Source organism: Methanobrevibacter gottschalkii DSM 11977 (genome assembly GCF_003814835.1).
GTDB classification, from domain to species: Archaea; Methanobacteriota; Methanobacteria; order Methanobacteriales; family Methanobacteriaceae; genus Methanocatella; species Methanocatella gottschalkii.
The window spans coordinates 161,422-175,992 of sequence record NZ_RKRG01000003.1 but is presented as its reverse complement, the minus strand read 5'-3'; the positions used below and the strand labels follow the sequence as shown (position 1 = coordinate 175,992).

Sequence of the window (14,571 nt, the reverse complement as noted above, 5' to 3'; positions counted from 1 at the left end):
ATTCCATTTTTACTTTATAACCGATTATTAAAATGGTTGAATAACTCCCTAATTCAATGATTGTGGACAAGTTTACCTCATTGAGAGAATAAGCATTGAATGTTTTCCATCACATCCACAATAGCTACATCAAATGGACATCTTTCTTCACAGTCCCCGCATGCACTGCAATCTGTTGCATCATATTTTAAATTATTATAATGTTCCCTAATACTTGCCGGAACCTCATCATGATTTTTTGCAAGGTCAAATAATTTTATTACCATTGATATATCTATTTCCGAGGTGCATGGAGTGCAATGCCCACAATAGGTGCATTGTCCCTCAAACGAGTGTTTTGGAGCTGTTCTTAAAATTTCTGCATAATCTTTTTCATTTTCTGTTGCTTCACAGTATTTTAAGGATTCTAAAAGTTCATCAACGGTTTTCACACCAACAAAAATACTTGAAACCCCTTTTTGCTCTAAAGCATAATGAATACATTGAACTGGAGTTAATACAACACCAAATGGTGATGTTTCAGCACTTAATAAATTTCCACCGGCAAAACCCTTCATTACTGTTAAAGCAGTCCCACTCTTCTCACATGATTCATATAATTCTGCTCTTTGGGGGTTAATAGAAGATAATTTTTCATCACCATATGCATCCTCTTTCCTATATTCCTCAATATCCTCCATTGGACCAAACATGTCAAATGCAGGATTAATAGAAAACATTAATAATTCAATTTCAGGATTTTGAGCAGCTAAAAGTCCAATATCAGGATTATGAGTACTTAATCCAATATGAGCGATTGTTCCTTCTTCTTTTAACTTACGAACATATTCAATGAATTGACCATTAATTATTTCATTATAATCATCAATTTGATCAACATAGTGAATCATTCCAAAGTCAAGTGTGTCAATTTGAAATCTTTCCATAAAATCTTCAAAAGCAGGAATTACCTTATCCATTTCACGAGTTCTTACATATTGATTATTTTGCCAAGTAGCTCCAATGTGGCCTTGAATTACCCATTTTTCACGATTAGGTTTAATAGCTTTACCTAAATGTGAACGTACATCAGGTTCACTCATCCAGCAATCAACAAAATTAATCCCGTGTTCCTCACATGCTTTAATTAAAACTTCAGTATCCCTATAAGGCCTTTCTACTAAAAATTCAGCACCAAAAGCTATTTCAGATACTTCAACACCAGTATTTCCTAACTTTCTGTATTTCATTAATATTTCCCTCAAAACATTATTATGATCATATCTATAAAATCATTAAATTAAAACAATCCAATAAATGAAGATTTCTAAATAAAAAAATGAAAAATGAATTCCTTCTCCTTTTTCAAATCATTTATCTGTTAATTAAACCATTAATTTCTTGATATTCTCCATAACTTTAGAGACGATATCATTAAAAGAATCATTTTTATGCCCAATATCCTCTAATATTTCATGATAATAAACTAACCCTTTATACTTTAGTTTTCATTTCATCAGTGTTTGTAACTTTTATTATTGAAAGAATATATAGTTATCAACATTGTATACAATGATAACATTACCAACAAGACCAAATACTGAAGAATATTAATAAAAAAAGGATTAATTAAAGCATGAATTAAATTCCTAAAAAAAAACAAAATAGAATTTCGTTTAGAGAAATTCTTTTATATGAATGGCTATTTGTAAAGTTGTTATTTAAACTTTTTGCTGACTGTTATGCAGTATCTGTTACCTACAAACTTAATAATGGCAGTGTATTTTCCTTTTAGTCAATTTAGTTATTTTTGAATTTTAGTATTATTTTTTCATGTTTTTTGATTTTAAAATGATAATTCCATGTTTTTAATTTAAAGTTATGAAATTAAATTTTAACTAACGCACATTATAATTTAAAATAATCAATGTTAATAAAAATTATGTAATTCTTAATAACCTTTAAATATGCCTTCAATTATATATTGACATATATTCAATTGAACTTGAATATGTTTTTTAATTAATTAATTAATTGAAAAGGTGAGTAAAATTCTGAAAATAAATAAAATAATATTAGTTGGTATTGTTTTATTGACTATTTTATCATTAAATGCAGTTAGTGCATATGATAATTCAAATAACACTGAAGAGTATCTTTCTTCGGAAAATTATGAGGAAATACTTAGTGCAGACTCTTTTAATGATAATAATATTCTTGCTTCAGCAAGTTATAATAAAACAATTTATGTAAATTACACTGGAGATGACTCAGGATCAGGCAGTCAAAACAGCCCATATGCTACATTAAATAAAGCCATATCTAATGTAAATGATTCTGATAATGCAGTTGTATATTTAAGTGCTGGAAGATTTAGTGGTGAAAATAATACGGATTTAAGTATTAATTTAGCTCATAGGAATTATAACAGTAGTTTAACTATTATTGGAGCAGGTAATGGTCAAACTATACTCGATGGAAATGATGAATCAGCCATTTTCACATCAATTAGTGCTGATTCTATTGTAACTTTAATAAATATTACATTTACACATGGAAAATCTGAAATTGGTTCAGTTATGACTACTTCTGGAAATTTAACCATAGATAATTGTATTTTTGATAATAATTATGCTACTAGTTCTGCAGCAATTTATGCAGAAAATACAGAAGATATAAAAATTACAAATTCAGTATTTAAAAATAATTATGGACATGAAGGATGTGCAGATTTTTATTGTGAAGGCAGTGAATCAACAATAATAGATATTATCAATTCTACATTTATAAATTCAACAACACCATATTTATATAGTTTACCCTCTTTTTTAATCCAATATTCAAATGCAAATATTATTGGAAATAAATTTGAAAATATAACTGGAGTATATCATTCTGGAACATTTGAATTAAAATATGGATATGGTAAACGTAAAGTAATTAATAATACATTTATTAATTGTAATTATACTGGAAATAACGATGGAGGCATAATTTATATTTCAAATACCTATCTTAAAAATAATCAATTTATAAACTGTACTTCAAAAAAAGCTTTAATCTATTCTTTAACTGAATTTAATGCATATCTCAAATTTAAAAATGCGACAATTAATGGAACTGAATTTAAATTATATTGTGAAGTAACAGATGATTTAAACAATAGTGTAAGTACTTATGGAGAAGTTCATTTCTTTATTAATGATGAAAAAATAAAGTCCAGCAGATCCAATAATGGTACTGCTTCAATATCTGTGATTAAATTATTAGATAATGGTGATTACACACTTAGTGGAACTTATTACTATTATGAAAATCCATTTGAAGTTAATGTGAAAAATGCAACACTCCATGTTGATTTTAATCATGACCCCCTAGAATTATGGGTATCAAATGATGGTAATGATACAACTGGTAATGGAAGTGAAAATAATCCATTTAAAACACTTAAACATGCATTAAATTATGGATTTGAAAATACAATAGATTTAACTATTCACATGAAAGATGGAGTTTATACTGGAAGTGACAATAAAGATTTATCTTACTCTAATGTTGGTAAATTAACTATTTTTGGTGAATCTTATAGAAATACCATAATTGATGCAGAAAACACAAAAAAGATTTTTAATTTTGGTGAATATCTAAATGTGACATTAGCAAACCTGACCCTAAGAAATACAAGTGGAAATGTCATTTCTGCTTATATTCTAAAAATCTATGATTCTGTTATTGAACATGCTGATTCTTTAAATGGAGAATATAGTGATACATCTAAAATAATTTTTAATAATCTAACTTACACTAACAGTGGTGGAATATACATATACAATGCAGAAATTTACAATTCCAAATTTAAAAATTGTAACAATACTAAAAATAATTGCCTTTTACGGATAGGTTCTCTTGGAAATAATATAATACATATTGAAAACACTACTATAATCAACAATACCGTTAACGGACGACATGGTTCTTCTATTGTTAGTATCTCTGGAAATAGTGTATTAATAAATAACGATTACATTAATAATACTGTTATTAGTGAAAATTCGAAGTATATTTTTCAAAGTTATTCTAATAAATTAATATCTGTAAACGAAACTTTCATAGGAAACAATGTGTCCAGTTATATAGCATATTATGATATTAATGGAAATAACGTTGAAATAATAATTGAAAATATTACTTTTAAAAATAATTATGTAAAAACCGATGGATCCGGGTTAGCTATTAAGACCGGAAGAATTAAAGGTGCAAAATTTATTAATAATACTGCTTTAAATAATGGCGGAGCTATTATTATCTTACCTCATTATACCGGCAGTCAAGTTCCGAAATGCATTCTTGAAAATGTATTTTTTGAAAATAATAGTGCAAATAATGGTAAAGACATATTTATTGAAAAGGCCAATATCGGTTATGAAAACGGACAATTAGACAACATTACAGTAACTTTTAATAGCTTAATTACACATAATTTACAAGATATTGTGATTGCAAATATTAGTCATGTTAGTGGAGCTGTTATTGGTGGTGGAATGATTGAATTTGATTTAAATGGCTCATATATGGGAGTTGCAGAAGTTATTAATGGTGTAGCTAAATTAAATTATTTAGGATTTACAAAAAACGGCAATTATACTTTAAGTGGTTCATATAACTATGAATCAAACACCACCATTTATAATAGTGCTGTTGTTAATGTAATTCTTAATCCATTAAAAGAAAATATTACTTCATATGTTTCTGATAGTAGAGGAGATGATGAAAATGGAAATGGTTCATATGAAAATCCTTACAAAACCATTGAAAATGCATTAAACGAAGGTTATAAACAATCTAAAGTAATTTTTATCAAAGTATTGGAAGGTAACTATACCGGTAAATTCAATAATAATATTACAATTTATGATTCTTTAAATATCACAATTATTGGTGAAGGAATTGATAAAACAATCATCACAGGAAATAATACTAAAAACAACTGGTTTATAACCGTATTACATGCAGGTAATGGATTTTTAAAATTAATAAATATGACCATTAGTGAAATTAATTATAATTATAAAAACATGAATAGTCAAAAATCTGCGGTTGTTATTGAAAAAGGTGCTAATGTATTTATTGATAGTGTTAAATTTACTAAAAATCGTGGATACAACGGCGGTGCAATCAATAATCAAGGTACATTAAACATTATTAACTCTATTTTTTATAATAATGGTGATTCAAGTTATGGTGGATCTATATATAACAAAGGTATAACAATCATTGACAATTCATCATTTATTGCAAATCATGCTAAATATTGTTCTGATATGTTTAATGAGGGTATTTTAAATATTTACAATTCAAATATTCAAGATTCTATGCGTACCAATGGTTGGACAGGAAACACCCTTGTAATTGGAGGCCTTGGCAATATAAGCATTATTAATTCCAAAATATTTAGGACAGGTAAAATGCCTTTAGAACTCATTGATCCAGACGATACATATGCTGATAATCCAGCATTTACTATAAGTATTGGAACAATTGGAAGTATAACATTAATAAATACAACAATAGATGGTCATGATGCCAAATATACTGGACCTAATTTTTATATTACAAATAATGCTGCTATAAGTTGGTCTGTCTCTACAAATATTAAAATTCACAATTCCAGTTTCTTAAATTTAAATAACATTCTAAATAATCAAATGGGAAATTTAATAATAAAGTCATCATTTATTAAAAATGTATCCAACCTGATTATGTCAACAAGCAATTATAATCTAACTGTAATAAACTCTTACTTTGCAGATGGAACAATATCCACTGAAAAATACGATATATCCAATATTTACTTAAATAATAATTGGTGGGGAAGTAATTCTAAACCTACTTATAAAGTAGATAATGTTGATACAACTCCTGAAACCTGGTTAATACTAACATTAAATCAAAGTAATAAAGAAAGTTTATTAAAAGACATTATTTTATCTTTTAAAGTTACTGATGGTGAAAACATAACAGATTATACAGGATATTTATATCCTAGACCATTTACAATGTCTGCTATAAACGCTACATTAGAATATGCCAATGGAAATATTATTAATCATCTTATCAATCAAATCAATATGGCGAAAAATGCAACTAGTTATTATATAGAAGCTAAAATAGATAACCAAACAGTTAATTTAACAAGTAATATAACCCATAATGTTACTATCATTGCTAATGATATAGAATTTGATTATGGAACTAAAACAATTACTGTGAATGTTTTATTCGACAACTTATCTGCAGATGATGAAATTATTACTTTAAAAGTTAATAATAAAGAGTATTCTACTAAAATCAATAATGGTATAGCTATCTTTAATATTGACACATTAGTTCGTGGAACATATACATTAAACTACAGTATAAATGCTACTGAATTACATGACAATGTAATAAATTCATCCACACTAATTGTAAACGGAATAGATCCAAATATTAATGCAAGTTCTAAAGCAGTGCTGGTTGGAAATAATGTGACAGTAACAATAACAATACCTTCTGACTTAACAGGAACAATAAATGTTATCTTAAATAATAAAACATATGTGGCAGAAATACATGATAATAAAGCTATTGCAATCATTCCTAATTTAGCACAAGGAAATTACTTAGCAAATGTTATCTATTCTGGAGACGAAAAATACTTAGCTAAAAATACAACATTAAACATTAAAGTACTTGAAATTAATATTTCAGCACCGAATGTTGAAAAATACTACAAAGGTTCTGAAAAACTACGAGTTATCGTAATAGATAGTGAAGGAAATGCAATTGTTGGTCAAAGTGTTCAAATTAAACTTAATAATGTAAATTACACAGAAATCACCAACCAGGAAGGGATTGTAAGTGTAAATCTTGACTTAAATGTTGGAAAATATTCTGCAACAATTTTAGTTAATGATAAAAAAATTAACACAGAAATAACTATCAAATCCACAATCCAAGGATTTAATATGATCAGAGGATATAATAGTGGATTAGATTATCAAGCAACTTTATTAAATGATGATGGAACACCATTAGACAATACACTTGTAAAACTCAAAATCGGAAATAGTATATATGAAGTTAGAAGTAATGCAAATGGAGTTGTTAAATTAAACAAAAAATTAGCAATTGGAACATACACTGTATTAATTACAAATCCATCTAATTTTGAAACACAAACAGCTACTTTAAAGATTGTTTCTAGAATAAATAATAATAAAAACATAATTGGTGATTATTTATCTGGATTTAGCTATAAAGTTCGCATCATTGGTGATAATGGTAAATCCGTAGGAGCTAGAGAAATTGTTAAATTTAAAATTAACAAAAAAACTTACAATATCAAAACAGATAAAAACGGTTATGCAAGTTTAAAAATAACATTAACTCCAAAAACATATCAAATTACTGCAACATACAAAGGTCAAAGTGTTAAGAACAAAATAACCGTTAAACAAATACTTAAAACAGCGAAAAAAATTAATATCAGAAAATCTGCAAAAAAATTAACTTTAAAAGCAACATTAAAAAAATCCAACAAAAAACCACTTAAAAACAAAAAAATAACATTCAAATTTAAAGGTAAAACCTACACCACTAAAACAAACAATAAAGGAATAGCTAAAATTATCATTAAAAAGAATGTTATTAAAAAACTCAAGGCAGGTAAAAAATATACAGTAAAAGTGACCTATGTAAAAGACATAATCACAGGATCCGTAAAAGTTAAAAGATAGAGGTTTGAAACCTCTATTACTATTTTTTTAATTATTTGATAATTAATTTTATAAGATTATATGTGCAAAATATTGTAATAAAAATATAACAACAATTAAAACCAAAATAAGATTAAAATAAAACAATAGTTATCAATCAAAATATAAAATAAACAAAAGATTAATTAATTATAATATTATGACTGATTAACTCAAATACTTTTTTTATAACACCCATTATTTTTTAATTTTAATAGTGTTTTTTATCCTGAATTTATTCCATATTGACATTATAGTATATTTTCCAACTTTTAAATTCTTAATCGTAAGTGTGGCTATTCCATTTTTATTAGTTTTAACTTTATAGACTTTTCCTTTAAATTTAAAAGTTATTTTTTTACCTTTTAATGCTTTTCCTTTAATATCAACTAATTTAGATGAAAATTTAATCTTTTTAGCTTTTTTATGAAAAATGTTTTTAGCTGTTAGTAATGATTTTACATTAATTTTATTTGATACAATGTATGAATTGTATTCTGCAGTAATTATATATTTTCCAGGTTTTAAGTTTATTTTAAACAAAGCATAACCATCTTTATTTGTTTTAATTTTGTAAGATTTTCCATTAACTTTAATTTTAACAATTACCCCCGATTCAACAATTTTACCATCACTTCCAATGGCACGAACTTTATAAAAAGCACAATTCGAGAAATACATATTTATATTCTTGTTATTAATAAGTGTTGGCAATATTTTAACTGTATTTTCAATATATTCTTTAGTAACTGGATTAAAAACTGTCACAAGATAAATTTTAGGATTAAAATCCATATTTAATTCTAAAATACCCTTAACATCTGTTTTTTTATAATATAAAACACCATTAATAATTATTTTTACGTTTTTATTTTTTAATGGATTTCCAAAGCTATCAAGTAATTGCGCAGTATATGAAACTCCATTGTTAAAAACTTTAACTAGATTATTTGAGCAAATAGTTGTTAAAATATCTAATTTATACGTCACAAATAACCCATCATAAGGATTGTTAACTGAAATAAGATGACTTCCTGAATTTAAATTAAGATTAAAATTAAAAATACCCTCATCATTAGTTTGTGCAGAGTATTTCTTACCATCAATATCAATAACAAAACTTGTGTTTTTAATTAGATTTCCCGCACCATCTAAAAATTTAATTGTTAAATAAGGATAATCTCCATAATATTTCACTTCACTTTGACCTAAAACAGTAGATAATACTGTGATATTGGTTTTATCAAAAGAATTTTCATCAGTATTATTTGAATAATAGTAACATTCCACATCATAAAATCCTGGTTTTAAGTCAATATTTAATGTAATCCATCCATTTTCATCAGTTGTACAATTATAATAATTCCCTTCCAATAAAATAGATAATATTTTATTAATTAAAGGAACTCCTTTAGAATTCACAAGTCTTGCATGAAATTGAGTTCCATTCCTATAATATTTAACTAATGGTATAGCATATAAATGCGTTAGTTCACCTGAAATAAATATCTTTTTCAAACTAGAAACTGATTTGTAATCCTTATCCCCATTAAAAATAGCTTTTATAATATAATAATTAGGATTTAGGTTTAATTCCAAGTAAGCTCTTCCTTTTTCATCAGTTATGGAAGTAATTGTTTTATTTCCAATGATAAATTTAATTTCTTTATTAACAAGCAAAGTTCCATTAATATCGGACAAAATAACATAATATTTAGAATTAGTTAATTTTGTCTCTACATTAAATAAAATGGTTTTTGTACGATTATCAGCTGATTCAATATTAATCGTATTAGTTGAATAGCTAGCTAAATACAAAGCATTTCCATTATAATGTAAATTAGCTATATATTTTCCATAATCTAAATTTAAATCAAAGCTAATTCTTCCGTTGGAATCTGTGATACCAGTAATATTAATAATTGACTCTCCATAAAATGTAAAAAGCTCAAGTATTACTTCAGAACTTGATATGCTATTATTTAACATGTCTGACAATCGTATAGTGAAATTTAATATTTGATTATCAAATGCATTAATATCTTGTGAATATAAATTTGAAGGTATTTTATCACTATCAACAACTAGAATAACAGATGATGAGTTTGAGGACAAATAATTTGGATTGATAAAATTATAACTAATAATATGCTTTCCAACACCCAAACTAAGTAATATTTTAGCTATACCCTCATCATTTGTAGTGGAATTATATTTCACACCATCAATATCAATATTTACAAGCATGTTTTTGATAGGATTATTATTAATATCTCTGAGATTTATTTCATATAATTGTTGTTCATTACTTTTCATCACAATATTATTCGCTATTAAAACAGCAGGCATTTTATAAACATGTATAGTATTTGAAGATGTGCCAAATATATTATAATGACTATTTGAATATTTGTAAGTAATATTATATTCTCCAGGATTCAAATTGATTTTTAAACGTGCAAGACCAAAAATATCAGTGAAAACTTCATAAGATTGTGACCATGAGCCAGAAGATATTGTAACTCCAATTTTTTTGCCATATTGGCTATATGCATTAGGATCATTAAATTTTATTATGAAATATTTATTTTCCCCATAATACTGAACCAAATCTGTTGAATTTATATTAATGTTGGATAAATTAACTTTTTTACTAATAACAATAGTTGCAGCATTAGTTGCATCACAATACCATTTATTTCCACCATATTCAAAAGTTGTTAGATAAGTTCCTTCTTCAAGGTTTATAACAAAATCAGCTTCTCCATTAGCATCAGTATTAATTGTGTATTTCTTTATTAGATTGCCTTTATATAAGGATAATGTTACAGATTCATTATTGACACGTCGCCCATACATATCACTTAAAACAACTGTGTATATCCCATTTAATGGTAAAATACAATGATGGAACCCTGAAATTATAGTAAAAATTTTTTCAACTTTAATAACTCCCTCACCACTAGTAGGGGCATATATACTATCTCCTAAAAACTGAGCTTTAACATTATAAACTCCAGGTAAATAGTTTATAGTTAATTTTGCAACACCATTATTATCTGTTTTTAATGTAAATTTATCACATGATGCTCCTTGAGTTATTGTGACAATAATATTTTCACCACGTATCAATGATCCATGAATATCTTTTAAAGTAATATTATAAACATCACCCACACCATATAATGTAACATTAGAAACAATTAGTGTGGAACTAACAGGATTGACCAATATATGAGAAATACTGCTTGAATAAGAATACCATAAATCACCTAAAAATTCAGACCTTATTGTATACTCACCTACATCCAAATTGATAATAATTTCACTAGTGGCGTCTTGATTTGTTAAAGAATAGATTTCCCTTAAATTACCTTTAGAATCTATAATCGTGAATTTTATAGTCATGTTGCTTAATTTCTTATTTCCTTCACCAAATAATACAGATTTAAACAAGTTATTTTTGCCGTAATATGTTTGATTATAACTAATTAAATAAGTATTAGATTTTATTATTTTCATTATAGAAGTAGAATTGCATTTATCAAAATATCCATTACCTAAATAATTAATATTTACCTGATAAATACCAACTGGATAATCTACATTAAATTCTGCATGACCATTATCATCAGTTTGAATTGTAAATATATTCTGTGTATTATTCTCATCAATAATTTCAACAACTAATGTTTGATTAAATATTTTATAACCATTAATATTGATTAAATCAACAGCAAAATTATTACTTTTACCTTTAAAAATAACATCTTCCATTATTAAGAGAGTTTTTGTATTTCTAATATCTAACTCTAATAGTTGATTATCAATTCTTGCATAGACTTTAAAATCTAAATTTAAATTATAAGTCATGTTTGTATAAGCAGAATTATTTATAAGTAAAGTATTCTCTGGAGAAAGACTTCCATGATTAATTTTGAAATAAACCATGCGAGAAGGCATGTTGTGGTTAATTTTACAAATATTACCTTCCCCATTATTAAGAGCATTTAATGAAGCTTTAATAATAGAATTTGAAACAGACTCAAATGTCATTATGACCCAATTATTCAAAGTTAAAGTTCCAAGGAAAATAAAAACTTTATCAGAGTTTGGTTTTTGATTATCACCCCACCAATTACTAGAATAATCTACATCTCCTGAATAAGAATAAATATCGTTACCACCATATTTAGAAGTGTTATTTACAAAAACACAATAATGGGCTTCTTTTGTATCTGCAATAGCTCCACCAAAAGCAGCTTCATTATACATAAAAATAGACTCCAATATACATCCAGCACTAGCTATGCCATTACCGATAAATACATTATTATAATCTTCATACAGATTTTTATTATTAATAAAAACTGAATTATTAATTAAATCAGCATAAACCATACTATAACCATAACGGGATTCAAAATTATTCATAAATATTGATGAATTAACACTGGTGGCGATGGCTAATTGACCTTTATTATTAATGAATGAACAGTTATCTATAATTCCATAAAAATGTTCATTTTCATTATAAATATCCAATCCAATTCCATTACTTGAATAATAAGAATTCTTATCGAAAAATACATTATTTTCAAATTTTGTGTTTTTAATATAAGCATATCTTGAATATGCATTACTATATTGAGAATATCTAAGTTTTGATGATGAATAAAAAAATGGATGTAAATTTACAATACCCATTAAATTATTTTGAAAACAGGAACTATAAATTTCTATGGAAGATGAAATTGCAAATAGTACATTATAATATTCATATCCTTGAATTATCCTATAGCATTTAATTTTTTCAAATAAAGAATTTGAAACACTTACTTTAGCAGACCCTATTAATATTGAGCCTGAAATATCTGCAAAATAAGAATCAGATATATTAACAATTCCATTATGTTCTATCCCATTAGATGTGTGGATAACATTTGTAGAAGTTATATTTGAAAAAGAACAATTGATAATAGATAAATTCCCACCATTTAAAATAATTAATGGATGTGCATAATCAATTATATCAACAGAGAAATTAATGTTTTTTAAAGACAAACTTCCCCATTCTTTAATATTGAAGATACTATAATCATTAGATCTTAGTAAATTTACATTTCCTAATCCAACAATAGTTATATTCTTCGTAATTGTAACATTAGAATTCCAATTGCCTTTATAAATCCCTTCTAATAAACAAATAGTGTTTCCATTTCCTACTTTGGAAACAGCATAATTTATTGTCTTAAATGGATGTTCGAAAGTACCATTTCCTAAACCGTCATGCCCTTCTGTTGAGACAAAATAATTATAGTTAGTTAAACCTTCTCCAATTCTAAGAGTCAACCTTTGAAAGTCTATAATAACATGAACTTGACAATCAAGATTGTTTCCAATTAAATAATTTGAAAAAACTTTTTCGATATTTGCAGATGAATATAAAAATTTACCATTTTGAGATTCAAATTTCAAATGTCTAAACGGTAAATATTCTTCTGTTTTAAATTCAAATGTAGAATTCCCATCACTCCATTTATTTAATGTTGTTGTAAAAGTGGAATTAGGATTAATTGGAATATAGTCAGATTCATATTCGAAAGTAGATATTGCCCAATAACTAACATTAACATCTGTAAAGTATTGATAAGATGGACCTGAATTAATACCCCACCAATTATAAGGAGCATAAAGATAACATTTATAGGCATTTCCAGATATTGATCTTAAAATTGCAGAATATGTTATATTAACATGCGAACGTTTAGTTGAAATAGGAGAATTAAAAACTGAATGAATCGCTGTAAAATTTGAATTCATTACATTAATTATTGAAAAAAGAGACTTATTATAAAGAAATGTACTCTCATCAACAGAAACATTACAACCATTAAAAATAGATTTAAATGTGATTTGAGAGTTGTGAATACAAACAAATGCATCTTCAAGATCAATGTTATCTAACTTAGAATTATTAATAAGAATTGAAGCTAAATTATATGAATCTTCAGAATATTTCTTATTTGAAAATAAATTATTAACTTGAGAATTAACAATACTAATCCTATTATAATTATAAACAACAACATCAATTGAAGAATATTCATTGTTTTCAATTAATTGGGAATTTAATATAGTAGTATTCCCAATATTAGTTAATATTTGAGCCATTGTTAAAGAAACTGCATTAGTAACCTTGGTATTTTCAATTTTTAAAGTTCCTTCATTAAAAAATGTTCCCATAATAGAGTTCATATTATTAAATGAAGAATTGTTTATCACTAATGTTCCAAGATTATTAATAATACCTAATTGAGAATAAGAATCTGTATATCCATTAATAAATTTAATATTATTAAGTATTAAAGAAGAAGAGGGGGTTATTTTAAAAAATGCATGTTTATTCTCTCCATTAATAACAACATTATTTGAAAAAGATTCAATTGTTAAATTTTTATTAATTAAAATAAATGTATTATTTGCACCTTTATATTCCCCCTCCATTAAAATAACTTTAGAATTATTTTTTGCCATTGCAACAGCATGATGAATGGAGGAAACAGGATTTTGAAAACTTCCATTAGCATCATCATCACCTAATGGACTGACATAAATTTCTTGATTTTCTAAAGAATTATTAATATCACATAAATTATGTTTAACATCCATTGGTTCTTCTACAATGCTCGTATTAGTATCAGCAGCACTAACAAAAGCTATTGAAGCAAACAGTAGGAATATTATTGATAATATTAAAATAAATTTAGTATATGACATTGAAACACCCTATTTT

At 25.9% G+C, this 14,571-nt stretch carries 3 protein-coding genes; 1 reads left to right on the top strand and 2 read right to left on the bottom strand.

The window, feature by feature from the left end:
- Window positions 1–77: 77 nt before the first annotated feature.
- A complete protein-coding gene (locus EDC42_RS07625; protein WP_069572691.1) occupies window positions 78–1,229 on the bottom strand; it encodes an aldo/keto reductase in 1,152 nt (383 codons plus the stop codon).
- An 843-nt stretch (window positions 1,230–2,072) separates the two neighbouring features.
- On the opposite strand from EDC42_RS07625, the gene EDC42_RS07620 reads away from it, so the two are divergent.
- Window positions 2,073–7,757 (top strand): hypothetical protein, encoded by a 5,685-nt coding sequence (locus EDC42_RS07620; RefSeq protein WP_123833442.1) that lies wholly within the window; start codon window positions 2,073–2,075, stop codon window positions 7,755–7,757.
- Between the two features lie 216 nt (window positions 7,758–7,973).
- On the opposite strand, the gene EDC42_RS07615 is transcribed toward EDC42_RS07620, so the two are convergent.
- Complete coding sequence (locus tag EDC42_RS07615) at window positions 7,974–14,555, bottom strand: hypothetical protein (protein WP_069572695.1); 6,582 nt, start codon at window positions 14,553–14,555, stop codon at window positions 7,974–7,976.
- Between the last annotated feature and the right edge of the window lie 16 nt (window positions 14,556–14,571).